Source organism: Sphingobium sp. TKS (genome assembly GCF_001563265.1).
GTDB lineage: Bacteria > Pseudomonadota > Alphaproteobacteria > Sphingomonadales > Sphingomonadaceae > Sphingobium.
On the sequence record NZ_CP005083.1, the window covers coordinates 956755 to 975070 of the forward strand.

General features: G+C 66.6%; 20 protein-coding genes. 7 read left to right on the top strand and 13 right to left on the bottom strand.

Annotated features, from left to right (window positions below; all coding sequences use genetic code 11):
* Window positions 1-34 precede the first annotated feature (34 nt).
* From K426_RS04790 to K426_RS04820, 7 genes are all read left to right on the top strand, one after another.
* A complete protein-coding gene (locus K426_RS04790; protein ID WP_066554429.1) occupies window positions 35-811 on the top strand; it encodes a 2-keto-4-pentenoate hydratase in 777 nt (258 codons plus the stop codon).
* Between the two features lie 3 nt (window positions 812-814).
* Entirely contained in the window at window positions 815-1771 is a 957-nt protein-coding gene (locus K426_RS04795) for an acetaldehyde dehydrogenase (acetylating) (protein ID WP_066554432.1), read from the top strand.
* On the top strand, window positions 1768-2799 hold the full coding sequence (gene dmpG / locus K426_RS04800) for a 4-hydroxy-2-oxovalerate aldolase (protein WP_066554435.1): 1032 nt from the start codon (window positions 1768-1770) through the stop codon (window positions 2797-2799). Before K426_RS04795 ends, dmpG begins: the two co-directional genes overlap by 4 nt.
* 37 nt (window positions 2800-2836) lie before the next feature.
* Window positions 2837-3694, top strand: coding sequence for an alpha/beta fold hydrolase (locus K426_RS04805; protein WP_197672709.1), 858 nt, complete (start codon window positions 2837-2839; stop codon window positions 3692-3694).
* Window positions 3695-3757: 63 nt separating this feature from the next.
* A complete protein-coding gene (locus K426_RS04810; RefSeq protein ID WP_257721814.1) occupies window positions 3758-4702 on the top strand; it encodes a 3-carboxyethylcatechol 2,3-dioxygenase in 945 nt (314 codons plus the stop codon).
* A gap of 103 nt (window positions 4703-4805) precedes the next feature.
* Window positions 4806-5717 carry a LysR family transcriptional regulator gene (locus K426_RS04815; protein WP_082748433.1) on the top strand — a complete coding sequence of 304 codons (912 nt, stop codon included), beginning with the start codon at window positions 4806-4808 and terminating at the stop codon, window positions 5715-5717.
* An 86-nt stretch (window positions 5718-5803) separates the two neighbouring features.
* The gene (locus K426_RS04820; protein ID WP_066554438.1) at window positions 5804-6127 is read left to right on the top strand and encodes a hypothetical protein; all 324 of its coding nucleotides are present in this window, start codon (window positions 5804-5806) and stop codon (window positions 6125-6127) included.
* Between the two features lie 15 nt (window positions 6128-6142).
* On the opposite strand, the gene K426_RS04825 is transcribed toward K426_RS04820, so the two are convergent.
* From K426_RS04825 to K426_RS04885, 13 genes are all read right to left on the bottom strand, one after another.
* Complete coding sequence (locus K426_RS04825) at window positions 6143-6364, bottom strand: DUF2274 domain-containing protein (RefSeq protein ID WP_066554441.1); 222 nt, start codon at window positions 6362-6364, stop codon at window positions 6143-6145.
* On the bottom strand, window positions 6361-7581 hold the full coding sequence (locus K426_RS04830) for a TrbI/VirB10 family protein (protein ID WP_066554444.1): 1221 nt from the start codon (window positions 7579-7581) through the stop codon (window positions 6361-6363). Before K426_RS04830 ends, K426_RS04825 begins: the two co-directional genes overlap by 4 nt.
* Window positions 7578-8594 carry a P-type conjugative transfer protein TrbG gene (gene trbG, locus K426_RS04835; protein WP_066554446.1) on the bottom strand — a complete coding sequence of 339 codons (1017 nt, stop codon included), beginning with the start codon at window positions 8592-8594 and terminating at the stop codon, window positions 7578-7580. Before trbG ends, K426_RS04830 begins: the two co-directional genes overlap by 4 nt.
* Window positions 8591-9274 carry a conjugal transfer protein TrbF gene (gene trbF / locus K426_RS04840; RefSeq protein WP_066554451.1) on the bottom strand — a complete coding sequence of 228 codons (684 nt, stop codon included), beginning with the start codon at window positions 9272-9274 and terminating at the stop codon, window positions 8591-8593. The genes trbG and trbF overlap by 4 nt, the downstream gene beginning before the upstream one ends.
* A 3-nt stretch (window positions 9275-9277) precedes the next feature.
* Window positions 9278-10588 carry a P-type conjugative transfer protein TrbL gene (trbL, locus tag K426_RS04845; protein WP_066554453.1) on the bottom strand — a complete coding sequence of 437 codons (1311 nt, stop codon included), beginning with the start codon at window positions 10586-10588 and terminating at the stop codon, window positions 9278-9280.
* A gap of 1 nt (window position 10589) precedes the next feature.
* Window positions 10590-10892: a putative entry exclusion protein TrbK-alt gene (trbK-alt, locus tag K426_RS04850; RefSeq protein ID WP_066554455.1), complete on the bottom strand. Its 303-nt coding sequence runs from the start codon at window positions 10890-10892 to the stop codon at window positions 10590-10592.
* A gap of 5 nt (window positions 10893-10897) precedes the next feature.
* Window positions 10898-11656: a P-type conjugative transfer protein TrbJ gene (gene trbJ / locus K426_RS04855; RefSeq protein ID WP_066554458.1), complete on the bottom strand. Its 759-nt coding sequence runs from the start codon at window positions 11654-11656 to the stop codon at window positions 10898-10900.
* The gene (gene trbE / locus K426_RS04860; RefSeq protein WP_066561377.1) at window positions 11653-14145 is read right to left on the bottom strand and encodes a conjugal transfer protein TrbE; all 2493 of its coding nucleotides are present in this window, start codon (window positions 14143-14145) and stop codon (window positions 11653-11655) included. The genes trbJ and trbE overlap by 4 nt, the downstream gene beginning before the upstream one ends.
* Entirely contained in the window at window positions 14142-14414 is a 273-nt protein-coding gene (locus tag K426_RS04865; RefSeq protein ID WP_066554464.1) for a VirB3 family type IV secretion system protein, read from the bottom strand. Before K426_RS04865 ends, trbE begins: the two co-directional genes overlap by 4 nt.
* Window positions 14414-14746 carry a TrbC/VirB2 family protein gene (locus K426_RS04870; protein WP_066554471.1) on the bottom strand — a complete coding sequence of 111 codons (333 nt, stop codon included), beginning with the start codon at window positions 14744-14746 and terminating at the stop codon, window positions 14414-14416. The genes K426_RS04865 and K426_RS04870 overlap by 1 nt, the downstream gene beginning before the upstream one ends.
* On the bottom strand, window positions 14743-15729 hold the full coding sequence (gene trbB / locus K426_RS04875) for a P-type conjugative transfer ATPase TrbB (protein WP_066554473.1): 987 nt from the start codon (window positions 15727-15729) through the stop codon (window positions 14743-14745). The genes K426_RS04870 and trbB overlap by 4 nt, the downstream gene beginning before the upstream one ends.
* Before the next feature lie 172 nt (window positions 15730-15901).
* Window positions 15902-16330: a CopG family transcriptional regulator gene (locus K426_RS04880; protein WP_066554474.1), complete on the bottom strand. Its 429-nt coding sequence runs from the start codon at window positions 16328-16330 to the stop codon at window positions 15902-15904.
* Between the two features lie 9 nt (window positions 16331-16339).
* Complete coding sequence (locus tag K426_RS04885; RefSeq protein WP_066554476.1) at window positions 16340-18313, bottom strand: conjugal transfer protein TraG; 1974 nt, start codon at window positions 18311-18313, stop codon at window positions 16340-16342.
* Window positions 18314-18316 lie beyond the last annotated feature (3 nt).

An 18316-nucleotide genomic window follows, 5' to 3' on the forward strand; every position in this document is an offset into this window, starting at 1 on the left:
CTTGGTTCGTCAACACAAAACCGGATACCGATAAATGTCCCAGCAACACATAGCCGCCGAGCGCTTGCGTGAAGCCTATTCCAATGGAGCCGTTGCGCCCTTGCGCGATATCCTCGCGGTTGATGATGGCGCGGGCGCTTACGCCATTCAGTCGATCAACACGCGTCACTGGATTGATCAGGGCCGCCGCGTGGCGGGGCGCAAGGTCGGACTGACGGCCAAGGCGGTGCAGGCGCAGCTTGGCGTGGATCAACCCGATTTCGGCGTGCTGTTCGAAGACATGGCGGTGGCCGATGGTGGCACCGTTCCCGTCAGCCGCCTGCTCCAGCCCAAGGCGGAGGCTGAAGTCGCGCTGATCCTTGGGGCTGATTTGCCGGATCGTACGGTAATTCGCGAGGAACTGGAGGCAGCTATTGCCGAGGTGGCGGCGGCCATCGAAATCGTCGACAGCCGGATCGCGGACTGGAAGATCAGTTTCGCAGATACCGTCGCCGATAACGGCTCATCAGGTCTCTACGTGCTGAGCAATACCCGCCATGAACTCGCCGGGCTCGACCTGTGGACCTGCGGTATGGTGCTCGAGAAGAACGGGGAGATCGCGTCGCTTGGCGCGGGCGCAGCGTGTCTGGGCCACCCCCTCAACGCAGCCATTTGGCTCGCAAACCTGCTTGCCGAGCAGGGAGAACCGCTGCGCAAGGGCGACTTGATCCTTACCGGCGCGCTCGGCCCAATGGTGCCGATCGCCGCGGGCGACATTGTCAGGGCCACCATCGGTGGCCTTGGCACTGTCTCCTTCTCTTACAGGGACTGACTCATGAGCGACAAACTTCCCGTTGCGATCATCGGATCCGGCAACATCGGGACCGATCTTATGATCAAGGTGATGCGTCTTTCCGACAGTCTGCAGATGGGTGCCCTTGTCGGCATCGACCCTGAATCGGATGGCCTGAAGCGCGCCGAGCGGCTCGGCGTCCCCACCACTGCTGAAGGTGTCGCTGGCCTGGTAGCAATGCCCGGGTTCGAAAAGATCGGCATCGTCTTCGATGCGACGTCTGCAGGAGCCCATTCCCGGAACAACGAGATCCTCCAGCGCCACGGCAAGCATGTGGTCGATCTGACGCCCGCTGCCATCGGCCCGCACGTCATACCGCCGGTCAATGGTGACGATCATCTCGATGCCCGCAATGTGAACATGGTGACCTGCGGCGGTCAGGCAACGATCCCGATCGTCCACGCGATCAACCGTGTCGCCAAGGTCCACTATGGCGAGATCGTAGCGTCAATTGCGTCGAAAAGTGCTGGGCCCGGCACCCGCGCCAACATCGACGAGTTCACCGAGACGACCAGCCAGGCCATCGAGCAGGTCGGCGGCGCGACGCGGGGCAAGGCTATTATCGTTCTCAATCCCGCCGAACCGCCGCTGATCATGCGCGACACGGTCTATTGCCTCACCGAGGTGGCCAATACGGCCGCCATCGAACAGTCGGTGGCGCAGATGGTGGCGCAGGTGCAGGACTATGTTCCGGGCTACCGTCTGAAGCAGCCCGTTCAGTTTGAACATGTCGGATCCAATTACCCGCTCCGCATCCCGGAAATGGCGGACACCGGTCAAACCGAGTTCACCGGACTGAAGGTCAGCGTGTTCCTCGAGGTCGAGGGCGCCGCCCATTATTTGCCTGCGTATGCTGGCAATCTCGACATCATGACGTCCGCGGCGCTCCGGACCGCCGAAAAGATCGCGCAGCGTCTTCGCGAAGGAGTTTCGGCATGACCTTCGATCCAACCCGCGACAAGCTGTATATCCAGGATGTCACTCTGCGCGATGGTATGCACGCCGTGCGACATCAGTACGGAATCGATCACGTGATCGCGATTGCAAGGGCGCTGGACCGTGCGAAGGTCGATGCGATCGAGGTCGCCCATGGCGATGGCCTTTCAGGTTCCTCCTTCAACTATGGCTTTGGCGCACACACCGATTGGGACTGGATCGGCGCGGTGGCCGAAGTGTTGGAGCACAGCGTACTCACGACGCTGCTTTTGCCTGGTATCGGCACGATCCATGATCTGAAACGTGCTCACGAGATGGGCGTGCGTTCGGTGCGGGTGGCGACCCACTGCACCGAGGCTGACGTCGCGAAGCAACATATCGAATATGCGCGCGGCCTCGGGATGGACGTGTCGGGCTTTCTGATGATGAGCCACATGTCAGAACCGGAGGCGCTGGCCAAACAGGCGCTGCTGATGGAAAGCTACGGCGCCCACTGCGTCTATGTGACGGACAGCGGCGGTGCGATGACGATGGACCAGTATGCCGCGCGCCTTGCGGCCTATGACCGCGTGCTGAAGCCGGAAACCCAGCGCGGCGTTCATGCGCACCACAACCTCAGCCTTGGCGTCGCGAACAGCGTGGTTGCGGTTCAGGGCGGTGCGGTGCGTGTCGATGCCAGTCTGGCGGGCATGGGCGCCGGGGCAGGCAATGCGCCGCTCGAAGTATTCATTGCGGCCGCTGACGTGATGGGCTGGAACCACGGCACGGACTTGTTCGCGCTGATGGACGCCGGTGAAGAACTTGTCCGCCCCTTGCAGGATCGCCCGGTGCGGGTGGACCGGGAGACGCTGACGCTCGGCTATGCGGGGGTCTATTCCTCTTTCCTGCGTCACGCGGAAAAGGCGGCGGCCGAATATGGCCTCGATACCCGCGCAATTCTGGTCGAACTGGGCCGCCGCAAGATGGTGGGCGGACAGGAAGACATGATCGTCGACGTTGCTCTCGACATGCTCAACGACAAGGCCGGCTGATGCGCCACGCCCCACACACATTCTGGCTGGAGCCGTGATGATGACCATCAGTGAAGAAAATGCGAGCCATTTCGTCACCGTTGCGGAAGGCGATGGCGAACTGAATATTCACTATAACGACTTCCGCGCCGGATCGCGAGTGGTCGTGATGCTGCACGGGTCCGGTCCGGGCGCGAGCGGCTGGGCGAACTTTCACCGCAATGTCGAGCCGCTGGTGGATGCTGGCTTTCGCGTCCTGCTGATCGACGTGCCGGGTTGGGGGAAGAGCGACAGCATCGTCAACGCCGGTTCGCGTTCTGACCTCAATGCCCGCATCGTGAAGGGCGTCATCGACGCGCTCGGAATCGACCGGGTGGATATGCTCGGGAATTCTATGGGCGGGCACAGCGCGGTCGCCTTTGCGCTCACCTATCCCGAGCAGACCGGCAAGCTGGTGCTGATGGGAGGCGGAACAGGCGGGGCCAGCCTGTTCGCCCCGATGCCGACCGAAGGCATCAAGTTGCTCAACGCGCTATATCGCGACCCTACGTTGGAGAACCTGAAGCGGTTCAATGACGTCTTCGTGTTCGATCCCAGCGTGCTTACAGGCGATCTGCTCAATGTTCGGCTTGCCAATATGCTGGATCGGCGCGACCATCTGGAGAATTTTCTAAAGTCCTCTGAGCTCAATCCGCGCCAGTTCCCGGACTTCGGCCCCAGACTGCCCGCCATCGCTGCACCGACGCTGATCGTCTGGGGGCGTCAGGACCGGGTTGTCCCCATGGACGCAGGCCTACGCCTGGTCGCGGGCATCCCGGATTCGCGGCTGCACATCTTCAACCAGTGCGGACACTGGGCACAGTGGGAACATGCCGATGAGTTCAACCGGATGGTGCTGGATTTCCTGCGCCACTGATCGGTTACGGCTACACCTGCACCATGAGCCCGCAAAAGCGGGGAGAGGAACGAGGCGATGATTATGGGGGCCATCTGCATGAGCCATTCCCCGCTCATGGACCGTAACCGCACCGAGCCGGAAGCCGAGCAGCGTTTCCACGCGGCCGTGGCGGAGAGTGCGCGAATATTAGAGGAGATGCGCCCCGATCTTCTCGTCGTCTTCTATCCCGACCATATGAACGGCTTTCAATACAACATCCTGCCGCCATTCTGCATCGGTGCCCGGGCTCGCTCGCTAGGAGACTATGGCTCCGTGCCGGGAGCAATGCCGGTGGACGAGGAAGCGGCCCTTTCGCTTTCGGCCTCGGTGATAGACCAAGGCGTGGATGCTGCCTTGTCGTTTGACATGCTGGTCGACCATGGCGCGACCCAACCGCTCGAGCTGCTGTTTTCCAAAATAGGGGCGGAATTGCCGCGGCTCGTCCCGATATTCATCAATTGCGCCGCCGCACCGCGCCCGCCTTTCCAGCGTACCCGTGTGCTAGGCGAGGCCGTAGGCGAATGGGCGAAGGGCCGACCCGAACGGATCGTGTTCATCGGCTCCGGCGGCCTGTCGCACGATCCGCCGCTCCCCAACATCGCCACTGCCAGCCCCGAAGCGCGGGCACGGATGATCGCGGGGGGCGAAACATCCTTTGCCGATCGCGCCGCGCGACAGGGCAATGTCTTCCGGGCCGCTGCGGCTTTCAAAAGCGGCGGGACAGGTTTGCGGAACCTCAATCCCGAGTGGGACAGGCATTTCATGGCCGCAATGGCGAATGGAGAGATCAGCATCGCAGACCACTGGAATGAGTCCGATCTAATTGAGTCGTGTGGGGGCGGCGTCAATGAAGTGCGCTGTTGGATTGCCGCCATGGCAGCGCTTGCCCGGTCCCGTCCGTACCAGGTTGTCAGCCAATATTATGAACCCATACCTGAATGGATCACCGGCATGGGGATGCTAACAGCGCGATCAGGACAAATCTGATGCTACTAAACTGCATTTGATATCGGAATAGTATCTACAGATGTATTTAATAGGGGGGGGATATTTATTTTATGTAGAAAATGTATGATTGGCGGAGTGGTAGTTGCCTTTCAATATTTGTCAGCTTCGTTATGCAATCGCCGCGGCGGATCATGGCAGTTTCTACCGGGCTGCGCGCGTGCTGAACGTGGAGCAGTCCACGTTGAGCCGGGCTATCCTCAAACTGGAGCGCGTCATCGGCGGCCGGATTTTCAACCGCTCGCAGGCCGGTGTCAGCATAACGCTCGCCGGCGCACAGTTTATTCGCGCGGCGCGGCACATGGTGGCGAGCGCGGACAAGATGGTTACGACCATGCGGGCGGCGGGTCAGGGCCGCGCCGGCGGCCTCGCGATCGGGCACAACAGCGCGATCTCGACGGGTTATCTGCGGGCGGCGATGCTGGGCTGGCTGGCGGCCAATCCAGATGTAGAGATCGACGGTATGGAAGCCGATCGGGGCGCGCTGCTGGCAGGGTTGGACACGGGTGAGATCGATATTGCCATCCTGATCGGGGAAGCAAACCATGTCGATTTGCGCCGCGAGCCGTTTTGGACTGAGCGTGTCATGGCCGCGCTGCCGGCCAATCATACCCTTGCCGCGAGCGAAACCGTTCACTGGACCGATTTGCGGCGCGAGCGCTTTCTGCTGCCCGCCGCCGATCCCGGCCCGGAAATTCGCGACCTGCTGCTCGGCCGCCTGATGGTGGCGGGCGAGCCTCCCGACATCAGGATGCATCAGGCCAGCCGCGAGGCGATCCTGAGCGTGCTGGGCGGCGGGTCGGCCGTGTCGATCGTCTGCGAGGGCGCGACGGGCGCGCGCTATCCCGATGTCGTCTATCGCCCCGTCCAGGGCGAGCAGGGGCCGGCCTTCATCAGCTATTCGGGCTACTGGCGAAAGGACAACTGCAATCCCGCGCTGAGGCGTTTCCTCGCCTTCGTGCGCGACCGCCATGCGCTGTCCTTCGACATCCCGTGAACGCGCGATGCAGTGAGATGTGACGTTAACAGGCCGGATCGCAACCAACGGCCGGACTGATTTGGAACCGGACAAAGAAGCGCATCATGGCGCAAGGCGAGATAATCACCATCGTGCTGCTTACGCTGGTCGTCCAGTTCGGAGCGGGCTTCGTCATGCTTGGGGACCTGACCGAAATCCTTCGGTCCCGACGTGATGGTCTAGGATGCGGCGCGGCTTTCGGTATTGCAGAGTTACTTGTCCGCCTTTTCCTCTTTGGGCGCGATAACATCGCAAAGCGAGCCGCTGAGGCTGCGGCCGACCACTACGCCGAACGCGGCCAGCGCCTTCTTCGACAGGCACATGACGCGCGGCCCCGGCCCACGAAGCTGGACGCGCAGGAGCGCCGCAGGCGGTTCTTGGGTAACTGACCCTAGCCGGACGTCTCAGCCCTTGGCGTCACGGCGGCGGGAGAAGCCCCGGTCGCTCGCCATAAACTTCGCCAGCATCGGCGAAACGAGCTTTTCGGGAGGAATGGCGTCCCCGCCGGTCTCGGCCGCGAGCATAGCGGCGTATGCCGCAAGATCGCGGTGGACGGAAGCCGGCAGCTCCACTGTCAGCTTCACGGGGCGGTCGTCGGCGAGCGGACCCAGCTTTAACTTCGTCATCTTGTTGCTCCCACCGGTTCAAGCACCAGGTCGCGGGTGAGAACCACGCGCAAAGGATGCCCCGGTCGTATTGTGAGCGTCGGCTGCACGTTGAGCTGCCGCCGAACGATCTGCTGGCCGGTCTGATTGATGGTGTCCTGCGAGCCGCGTCGCAACGCGCGGGTCAGGTTGTCTTCATCGTCCGCGCCTAGCTCGGCGCCCGCGCCAAGCAGGGTCGAGATGGCCGCGGCCTTGAGCAGATTGCCCCAATGCTGGTTTACGCGGTCCTGTAGGCCCGCGAAGCCTGCACCGTCGGCGCCGGGCTGGCGCTCGAGAACGACCGAGCGGCCGTCCGGCATGATGAGCCGATCCCAGGCGAGCAGCACGCGGGTCTGCCCGGCGGCGATCTTGCTGTCATACTCGCCGATCAGGCGGGCGCCCTGCGGGATGAGCAGGATGCGGCCGGTTGGGCTATCATAGACGTTGGCCGTCACTTGGGCGGTGATCTGGCCGGGCAGGTCCGAACGGACGCCGGTGATGAGCGCGGCCGGGATGATGCTGCCGGCCTGCACGAGGTTCGGGGATGCCGGCGCGGTCAGTCGCTCGACGCTGACCGTGCGCTGGTTGGCCGCCGGCGCCATGAAGGCGCGCTTGCCGGCCTGATCGCCTTGCGCTTCCTGCTGAGTCGGTTCCTGCGCGGAAGGCGCCGGCAAGCCCGGCGTCGAGACCGGCTCCGCACCCGCGCGCGGGCCGCCGCTGCCGAGGAACACCGAGCTGGTGCGGGCCGCATCGCGCTCCTGCGCCGCACGTTGCCGAGCCGCCTCCGCGGCCTGCGCGCGCGGATCGGGCGGACCTGGCCGCGCGCCGATCGGCGGCACGGGCACGTCCTCGCCGCGCTGCTGCGCCGACACGATCGGGCGGCCGAGGTCGCCGGGGAGTGGCGGGCCTAGCCGGGGCGCCTGCGCATAATCGCGCGGGCCGGACGTGATCGTCTCGGACGTAGCGCGACTGTCGGTGTTGTAGAGTTCCTGCGCGGCTCGATCGCCCGGCGGCCGTAGCGCGTATATCAATGAACCACCTATGCCGAGCCCGGCGGCCACGCCGACGACGGCGAGCGCCTTGCGGGACAGCCGCATGACGCGGGGCGGATGGCCGCGAAGCTGGAACGCGGCGGGATCGGGGCGAGCGGCCTGCGGCTCCGACCGCGCTTCGGCTGGCGCATCGTGGCTGTCGGTCACGGCCGCCCCCTCCGCCCGTCGTCGCGCACGATGCGGACGCGCTGCTCGGTGCGCCGGTCGCCCAGGCGCAACTCGGCGGCGGCGAATAGGCGATCGACCACCATGTAGCGGCCCTGCACCCGGTAATTGACCAGCTCGGCGTCGCCGTGCGCGCCGGTCACGAACAGCGGCGGCATCTCGCCCTGCGAGATCCCTGCGGGAAACTCGATGAACACCTGCCGCCCGTCGTCGAACGCACGGGCTGGCGTCCACGGCACGCGGTCTCCTTCGATCCGGTAGCGGAAATTGAGCACCGTCACGTCCACGCCGGTGGCTGCCGGCGCGGCGGCAACAGCAGCCGCATTGCGACCCTGTAAGGCGATGAGCTGGTCCTGCGGATAGGACCAGGACACTGACGCCATGTAGGTCGCGGGCGTGGCGCGCAGCTCCAGATGATAGGTGCGACGGTCGGTGTTGATGACAAGATTGGTGGCGAGGTCAGGCCGGGTGGGCTTCACCAAGATATGCACGCGCGCGGTCGCGCCGCTGCCGCTCACCGTGTCGCCGATGATCCACCGCACCGTGTCGCCGGCCGCGACCGGCCCCGGCCCGACGAGCTGCTCGCCTTCCTGCAAGGCGATGTCCGTCACCTGGCCGGGCGCGGCATAGACTTGATAGAGCGCGCCTTCGGTCCACGGATATTGCTGGATGGCGTTGAGGAAGCCGTCGCGCACCGGCTGGATGCGCGCGGCGTCGTTGGCGTCGCCGACGCGGCGGCGTGGATCGGCGGGCTCCGCCGGCCGCGGACCTTCCGTCACCGGCTTCAACTGACCGGGCAGCGGCAGCGGCTCGGGGATCGTGACGATCTCGACCGCGCGGGGCGGCTCGGCCGCGGGCGTCGCCACGATCGCCGGGGGCGGATCGTCGAACGCGATGACGGGCGGCCTGGCCGACGTGGTGGCGCAGCCGGTGTGCGCGGATGCGGAGACGAACAGCGCGGCCGTGGCCGCGCGGCGGATGGGTATGCCGGTCATTGCGACAGCTCCTTCGACCAGTTGAGGGCATTGACGAAGACGCCGAGCGGGTTCTTGCGCAGGGCGTCGGGCGTTCGCGGCGGCTGCACGACGACGGTGAGGATCGCCGACCAGCGCTCGGTCGCGGCGAGGCTGCCGTCCTGATAGCGCCGCTCGGTCCAGGCGACGCGGAAGCTGTCGGACGAAGCACGGATCACGCTCGACACATCCACCGCGACCTGCACCTTGCCGACCTGCGCGAACGGGTCGTTGGCGCGTGCATAATCGTTGAGGAACAGCGCGCCCTTGTCGGTCGTGAAGTCGTAGGCGCGAAGCCAGTTCTGGCGCACGATGACCGGATCGGCCGGAACCGCGCGAACCTGCTCGATGAAGCGCGCGAGATGGAACGCGACTTGCGGATCGGTCGGGCGGTAGCCGCCCTCGGCGGGCGCGAGCGCCTGCGCCTCGCCGAGCCGATCGACCTGCACCACCCACGGGACGATGTGGCCGCGAGCCGATTGCCAGATGAGGCCGCCGGTTAGACCGCCCGATAGCGCCAGCGTCCCGAAGAAAGCGAGCCGCCAGTTCTTCGCCTGCACGCGCGCGGACCCGATGCGGTCGTCCCATGCCTGCGCCGCGCGCTGATAAGGGGTCGCGGGTTCGGGCGTCTGGCCGTAGCGGATGCTGGGGCGCTTAAACATGGATCAATCCTTCTGGCTGGTGTCGACGGACGCGCCGCTGCCGCCGCCGTCGCCGGAGCGCAGCGTGTGGGCGGCGATGGTCCCGCCGTGGGTCATGGTCTGGCGGTTCTTCATCGCGGACGCCCAGGCCGGAGCGCCAGCCGGTGCGTCCGGCGACGGCGTGGAGCTGCCGCCTGAAATGGTCCCGCCCGTTGCGGTGACGGCGGCGCGGCCGCCGGAGCGGTAGCTGTCCTTAAGCGAGGCGGCTGCCTTGCGCAGCGGCGACATGGCTGCGCCCACAGCGGCCTGACCGACGCCGCCAGCGCCACCGCCAACGGCTGCCGCGCCGGTCTTGCCGGCCGAGCCGAGCGCATAGGCGCTGTTGGCAGCGCCAGACGTAAATGCAGCGCCGCGGGCCGCGCCGCCGACTGCACCCGCCGCCGCGCCGACGCCGAGGCGGGCGGCGGCAGCGCCACCGGCGAGCGCGCCGCCGGCCGCGAGCGCGGTGCCGGCCGCGGCGCCTGCGCCGAGCGCCGGGCCGCCCGAGACGATGCCATTGGCGATCGACGGGCCGAAGATGCCGAGCCCCAGCAGGCAGAGCGAGGCGAGCGCGACGGCCAGCGCGTCCTCGATGCTTGGCTGCGCGCCGCCGAAGCCGGCGCGGAACTCGTCGAACAAGGTGGAGCCGATGCCGACGATGACGGCGAGCACCAACACCTTGATGCCCGACGAGATCACGAGCCCCAGCACGCGCTCGGCCATGAAGGCGGTCTTGCCCAACAGGCCGAACGGGATGAGGACGAAGCCGCAGAGCGTCGCCAGCTTGAACTCGATCAGGGTCACGAAGAGCTGGATCGCCAGAATGAAGAAGGCGAGAATGACCAGCAGCCAGGCGATCAGCAGCACGGCGATCTGGATGAAATTCTCGAAGAACGCGACCCAGCCCATAAGGTCGGAAATCGACTGGAGGATGGGCTCGCCGGCTTCCAACCCGACTTGCGCGACCCGGCCCGGCTGGAGCAACTCGGCGGCGGTGAAGCCCGTGCCGGACGCTTTCAGGCCGAGCCCGGCGAAGCTCTCGAAGACGATCCGCGCCAGGCTGTTCCAGTTGCCGATGATGTAGGCGAAGACGCCGACGAACAGGGTCTTCTTGACGAGGCGCGCGATGATGTCGTCGCCTTCACCCCAGGTCCAGAACAGCGCGGCCAAGGTCACATCGATGACGATCAGGGTGGTGGCGATGAACGCCACCTCGCCGCCGAGCAGGCCGAACCCGCTGTCGATGTAGCGGGTGAAGACATCCAGAAAGCGATCGACGACGCCGGTGCCGCCCATATCAATTCTCCTGCGGGGTAGCGCCATCGGCGATGCGGGCGGCGGGGCGCGCGCCGGGCGCGAGGAACCGGCGACGGTTCTCCCCCCAGGCGCGCAGGCAATCGGGATCGCTTGCCCCGGCCGCGCCGATCGACTGGCAGCGGCGCAACTCGATCAGCAGCGGGTCCGTCGCCGAGGTATCGGAGACGGCCGCTGGCGCCGCGCGCGGTGGTTCGGGCGCACGACTCATCTCGATCGCCGTCATCGTGATGGTGATGGCGATGAAGACAATGGCGCCGATGCGCGCGAGGAGCTTGCTGTCCACGGGCGTCAGTCGTGGAACATGCGGGCGTTGCCCGGCTGATAGCCGGTGGAGCGCGTCAGGAAGCGGCGGAGCCGTTCGCGGCTTTCGGCTTCGACGGTCGCGTTGCGCGCCGAGTCCAGCGCCTGCGCACGGCCCTGCGCGGCGAGCAGCGCCGTCAGGTCGGCGAGCTGCTGCGATTGCAGCGCGAGAAGCTGGTTGCCTGCCTGCGCCGCCTGGAGCGCACCCGTCGCCGACTGGCTGGACGTGACCAGGCCGTCCATCGTGGTGCGCGCGCCGTCGATGTTGCCGACGACACCGGCCTGAACGCGCAGCGCGTCCTCGAACGCGCCGACGCTATCCTCCCAGCGCGCATTGGCGTTGGCGACCATCTGCGCATGGGTGCCGGTCAGCGCCGCGCCCTTGTAGCGGCCATTGAACACCTGCTGGACGTTCTGCACGTCGTAGGCGATCCGCTGCGCCTCGCCGAGAAGCTGCTGGGTGCGCTGCACCTGCTGCTGCAATTGCTGGAGGGAGCTGAACGGCAGCGAAGCCAGGTTGCGCGCCTCGTTGATGAGGCTGGTCGCCTGCTGCTGGATTTGCTGAATCTGGTTGTTGACCTGCTGGAGCGACCGGGCGGCCGTCAGCACGTTCTGCGCATAGTTGGTCGGGTCATAGACGATCCCGCCGAACTGAGCGTGCGCCGGCGTGGCGGCGGTGATGCCGATCATGCTCGACGTGGCGATGGCGCCCGCCAGCATGGCGCGGCGCAGGATATCGGGTTTCATGGGGTCATGTCCTTCAAGGCAAGGGGGAGCTGGCCGGCATCTTCCCGGCGACCGGCCAGCGGATCGGGTGGGGGTTCGGGAAGAAGATCGACCGCCCAGGCGAGGCCGCGATGGCGCAGCCATTCGGCGGCAAAGCGCTCGCGGCCGTGGGTCTCGACCAGCTCGGCGATGCGGAGCTGATCGGTCTTGGAAGATGCGGCGGCGAAGGCCAGCGCGACCTCGCCGAGGCCTAGCTCGAACAGCCGGTTGCCACGCCGGGACTGGCAGTAATAGTCGCGCTTGGGCGTGGCCCGGCTGAGGATTTCGATCTGGCGGGCGTTGAGTCCGAAGCGCTCGTAGATGGCGGCAATCTGCGGTTCGGCCGCGCGCTCGTTGGGCAGGAAAATGCGCGTCGGGCAGCTCTCGATAATGGCCGGCGCGATGTTCGAGCTTTCGATGTCGGCGAGGCTCTGCGTGGCGAACACCACGCTGGCGTTCTTCTTGCGCAGGGTTTTCAGCCATTCGCGGAGTTGTGCGGCGAAGTCGGGGCTATCGAGGACAAGCCAGCCCTCGTCGATAATGATGAGCGTGGGCGAGCCATCCAGCCGGCCTTCGATCCGGTGGAATAGGTACGACAGGACGGCGGCGGCGGCCGATCCGGCGCCGACCAAGCCCTCCGTCTCGAACGCTTGGACCGACGCCTCGCCGAGACGCTCGGCCTCGGCGTCGAGCAGCCGGCCCCACGGCCCGCCAAGGCAATAGGAGGCAAGCGCCTGCTTGAGCTGCTGGCTCTGCAACAGCACGGCGAGCCCGGTCAGCGTGCGTTCCGGCACGGGCGCGCTAGCAAGGGAACCGAGCGCCGACCACAGATGCTCCTTGGCCTGCGGATCGACCGCCACGCCTTCGGACGCGAGGATCGCCGCCAGCCATTCGGCCGCCCAGGCGCGCTCGGTCGGATCGTCGATGCGGGCGAGCGGCTGGAGCTGCACGCCGTCGCCGGCCTCGTCGGCGAGCATCCCGCCAAGATCCTGCCAGTCGCCGCCCATCCCGATCGCGGTGGCGCGGATGCTGCCGCCGAAGTCGAAGGCGAAGACTTGGGCCCATTCGTAGCGGCGGAACTGCATTGCCATGAGGGCGAGCAGCACCGACTTGCCGGCGCCGGTCGGGCCGACGATCAGCGTGTGGCCGACATCGCCGACGTGAAGGGAAAACCGGAACGGGGTCGATCCTTCGGTCTTGCCGTAGAGCAAGGGGGGAGCACCGAAATGATCGTCCCGTTCCGGCCCCGCCCATACTGCTGACAGGGGGATCAGGTGGGCGAGATTGATGGTGGAAATCGGGGGTTGGCGGACATTGGCGTAGGTGTGGCCGGGGAGACTCCCCAACCATGCCTCGATCGCGTTCATTCCCTCGGGGATGACGGTGAAGTCGCGACCCTGGATGACCTTCTCGACCAGCCGCAGCTTCTCGGTGGCGATGGCGGGATCGCGGTCCCACACCGTCACCGTCGCGGTGACATAGGCCATGCCGGCATAGTCGGCGCCCAGCTCTTGCAGGGCGGTGTCGGCGTCGGCCGCCTTGTTCGATGCGTCGCTGTCCATCAGGACCGACACCTCGTTGGTCATCACCTCTTTCAAGATCGCCATGACGCTCTTGCGCTTGGCGAACCACTGGCGGCGGATGCGGCTCAGCAGCTTGGTCGCGTCGGTCTTGTCGAGCATGATCGCGCGGGTGGACCAGCGATACTCGAAGGCGAGCCGATTCAGCTCGTCCAGCAAGCCGGGGAACGTGACGTTGGGAAAGCCGACGATGGTGAGCGTGCGGAGATGATGATCGCCGAGCTTAGGTTCGAGCCCGCCGGTCAGCGGCTCGTCGGCGAGCAGCGCGTCGAGGTGCATCGGCGTTTCCGGCACGCGCACGCGCTGGCGGCGGGTCGAAACCGTGCTGTGCAAGTAGGTCAGCGTCTCGGCGTCATCGAGCCAGCGGACCTCGGGCACGAAGCCTTCGACCAGGTTGAGCACCCGGTCGCTGCGGTCGGTGAAACCCTTGAGCAGCTCCCAAGGATCGACGCCGGATGTGGAGCGGCCCTCGTAGAGCCAGCCTTCGGCGCGCGCGGCTACCTCGGCCGGCGGCATCCACAGCAGGGTAAGGAAATAGCGGCTCTCGAAGTGCGTGCCTTCCTCACGGAATTGCTCGCGGCGCTCGAACTCGACCAGCTCCGACACGGGATCTGGAAACGCAGCTTCGGGATAGTCCAGCGCGGGCGAGCGCTGCGCCTCGACGAAGATCGCCCAGCCGGAGCCGAGCCGACGCAGCGAGTTGTTCAATCGCGATGTCGTGGCGACCAGTTCGGCGGGCGTGGCGCTGTCGAGATCGGGGCCGCGGAACCGAGCGGTGCGTTGGAACGAGCCGTCCTTGTTCAGCACCACGCCTTCGCCGACCAGTGCGGCCCAGGGCAGGAAGTCGGGAAGGTTTGCAGCTTTGCTGCGATATTCACGCAAGCTCATCATGGCCGCATCCATGTCGGGTAGCGGAGGTGGCGCCGGGCCACGTCCACGAATTGCGGGTCACGGCGGGCGGCCCAGACGGACAGCCCGTGGCCGATCGCCCAGATCACAAGGCCGGCGATCCACAGGCGCAGGCCGAGGCCGATCGCGCCCGCCAGCGTCCCGTTGACGATGGCGAGCGAGCGCGGGGCGCCGCCGAGCAAAATCTGCTCGGTCAGCGCCTGGTGGACCGGGGCGAAGTAGCCGGGGATTGGCTCGGCCCCGTCCGCCATCAAACCAGCGCTCCACCGCCGAAGCTGAAGAAGCTGAGGAAGAAGGAGCTGGCGGCGAACGCGATCGATAGGCCGAACACGATCTGGATCAGCCGGCGCGAGCCGCCTGACGTGTCGCCAAAGGCCAACGTCAGGCCGGTCACGATGATGATGATGACCGCGACGATCTTCGCCACCGGACCCTCGATGCTTTCGAGGATGGATTGCAGCGGGGCTTCCCACGGCATCGACGAACCGCCCGCGCGGGCCGGGACGGCGAAGGTCAGCGCGATCACGCTGGCGGTGGCGGTGAGCATGGCGCGGCGTGCGCCATGCCGAAGGGCATGGATCATGGCAGGTCTCCGGGCTTGGGGGTGGTGAAAGGTGCGAGGCGGTAGTCGCCGGTCGCGGGGTCGAGCCCATCGACGCGGGCCAGTTCGGTCAGCCGGCGTCCGTGCGCATCGCGGACCAGCACGGCGATCAGGTCGATCGTCTCAGCAATCAGCGCGCGCGGAACCGTCACGACGGCTTCTTGGATGAGCTGCTCCATGCGGCGCAGCGCGCCGAGCGCTGTCCCCGCGTGGATCGTGCCGACCCCGCCGGGATGGCCGGTGCCCCAGGCTTTGATGAGGTCGAGTGCTTCGGCGCCGCGCACCTCGCCGATCGGGATGCGGTCGGGCCGAAGGCGCAGCGACGAGCGGACCAGCTCGGACAGCGACACCACGCCGTCCTTGGTGCGCATGGCGACGAGGTTCGGCGCGGCGCATTGCAGCTCGCGCGTGTCTTCGATCAGGACGATGCGGTCGTTGGTCTTGGCGACCTCGGCCAGCAGCGCGTTGACCAGCGTGGTCTTGCCCGCGCCGGTGCCGCCCGCGACAAGGATATTGGCGCGGGTCTCGACGCCGTGGCGCAGCGCCTCGGCCTCCTCCGCCGACATGATGCCGGCACGCGCATAGTCGTCGAGCGTGAACACCGCGACTGCGGGCTTGCGGATCGCGAAGGCCGGCGCGGCGACGACGGGTGGCAATAGACCCTCGAATCGCTCGCCGCCCTCGGGCAGCTCGGCCGAAACGCGCGGGGACTTAGCGTGAACCTCAACGCCGACGTGATGCGCGACCAAGCGGACGATGCGCTCGCCGTCCGCCGCGCTGAGCAGCTCGCCGGTGTCGCTGATGCCTTCGCCGAGCCGATCGAGCCACAACCGGCCGTCCGGGTTCAGCATCACTTCGATGACGGCGGGGTCGTCGAGCCATCCCGCGATCGACGGCCCGAGCGCGGTGCGCAGCATCCGCGCGCCGCGTGATTTCGCCTCGGATCGGATCGGGTGGACGGTCAACTACTGGCCCCTGCAAAGGACCGGGCGAACCGCCGCCCGGCTGTCGGGGCACATCAAGAGACGCAGGAATACTCGGGCCGCAACAGCCACTTGTCGGCGTAGTAGAGGGGGCGGCAGATACGGTGCCGAGGGCGGAAGCGGCTTTCCGCTACATCATGATCGGCCGTGCAATTCAGTCCGACTCGGACGATATCGAGCGCGGCCAGACATCTTCGGGAATCTCGTCCATTAAGGTCTTGCCGCTGGCGAAGCGCCGGCCGAGCGTTTCGATGAAGCCCTCGTAGCGCTTGCGGCCTTTGACCTGCGCCGCCGCCTGATCTTCGTCGGGCAGCGGCGGCGTCACCGCCAGCCAGAACCGGACGAACAGGGACAGCGCCTCGGTGGAAAGGCCGGTGTTGCGCTCCAGCCGCTGCACCTGTCGCGACAGCCGATCGAGCCGGCGCGCGAAAGCCGCCTCCATCCGGTCGGCGCCGTCCGGGGACAGGTAAGACGCAACCGCCGCCTCCACGATCGCGGATCGCGAGATGCGTCGGCGGATCGCCAGCTCATCGACCTGCTTGGCGAGTGCGGGCGGAAAATAGACGTTGAGCCGGGTTCGCATGTCGGCCTCCTACAAGTCGATCCCGTCGCCAGGATCGAGCGACGCCTGCCGCGCCATCCCCTGCATCCGGCGGCGCACAGCCGCCTGCCGCGCCGCGTCGTCCTGCTCGTCCTCCACGATCGCAAACTCTTGGCTCGGTGTGGCCGGCGTCTCCGGCGCAATCGCGACGTGCTCGGGCAGCTCGGGCTCGCGGCGCAGACCGCCATTGGCGGCGTCTTCCGCATCGCGGACGATGCGCGCGACCTGCTTCGGGTCAGCGGCCGCCTGCCGCCCGGTCCAGTCGTCCGCTCGCGCCTTGACCGCCTCCGGGTTCGGCGCCTGGGTGATGCGTTCGGACAGCCGGCGGTCCTGAAAGTAGCGCGCCTTCTTCGCGCGGATCGGGTGGACGCCCGCCACCATGACGATCTCGTCGTCGGGCGGTAGCTGCATCACCTCGCCGGGCGTGAGGAGCTGGCGGGCGGTCTCCGACCGCGACACCATCAAATGCCCGAGCCACGGCGACAGGCGATGCCCGGCGTAGTTCTTCATCGCCCGCATCTCGGTTGCCGTGCCGAGCGCGTCCGACACGCGCTTGGCAGTCCGCTCGTCGTTGGTGGCGAAGCTCACGCGGACATGGCAATTGTCGAGGATCGCGTTATTCGGGCCGTAAGCCTTCTCGATCTGATTGAGGGACTGCGCGATCAGGAACGCCTTGAGCCCGTAGCCCGCCATGAACGCCAGGGCGGACTCGAAGAAGTCCAGCCGGCCGAGCGCGGGAAACTCGTCGAGCATCAACAGCACGCGATGACGGTTGCCTTTGGGCGTCAGCTCCTCGGTCAGCCGGCGTCCGATCTGGTTGAGGATCAGGCGGATCAGCGGCTTGGTGCGCGCTATGTCGCTGGGCGGCACGACTAGGTAGAGCGTGGCCGGTCGCTCGCCCTCGACCAGATCCGATATGCGCCACTGGCACGCCCGCGTGACCTGCGCGACGACGGGATCGCGATAGAGCCCGAGGAACGACATGGCGGTGCTGAGCACGCCCGATCGTTCGTTGTCCGACTTGTTCAGCAACTCGCGCGCCGCGCTGGCGACGACCGGATGGACGCCGGCTTCGCCGAGGTGTGGCGTCGCCATCATCGCCGCCAGCGTCTGTTCGATTGTGCGGGAGGGGTCCGACAGGAAGCCCGCGACGCCGGCCAAGGTCTTGTCGGGCTCGGCATAGAGAACATGAAGGATCGCGCCGACCAGCAGCGAGTGCGAGGTTTTCTCCCAGTGGTTTCGGCGCTCCAGGCTGCCTTCGGGATCGACCAGCACGTCGGCGACGTTCTGCACGTCGCGCACCTCCCACTGGCCGCGCCGCACCTCTAGTAGCGGATTGTAGGCCGCCGATTCCGCATTGGTCGGGTCGAAGAGAAGCACGCGGCCGTGCCGTGCGCGGAAGCCGGCGGTCAGCGTCCAGTTCTCGCCCTTTATGTCGTGAACGATCGCCGAGGCCGGCCAGGTCAGCAGCGAGGGCACGACCAAGCCGACGCCTTTGCCCGAACGGGTCGGCGCAAAGCACAGCACATGCTCGGGGCCGTCGTGGCGCAGATAGTCGCGCGCGAGCCTGCCGAGCACGACGCCGTTCGGCCCCAGCAACCCGGCAGCATGAACCTCGCGATCGGTCGCCCAGCGCGCCGAGCCGTAGGTCTCGGCGTTTCTCAGTTCACGCGCGCGCCACACCGACATCCCGATCGCCACGGCGATCGACGCGAACCCGCCCGATGCGGCGATGAACGCGCCGGTCTTGAAGATTTCCGGGGCATAGGCGTCGAAGCTGAACCACCACCAGAAGAAAGCCGGCGGCGGATAGACGCGCAACCCGAACGCCTCGAACCAAGGCGGCCCAAGCTCGGGCTGGTAGGCGAGCGCGGCGGCGGTCCACTGCGTCGCGCCCCACACCCCGGCGAGCACGATCAGAAACACGATGATGATCTGGCCCCAGAGGATTTTGGTCGCGGACATGGA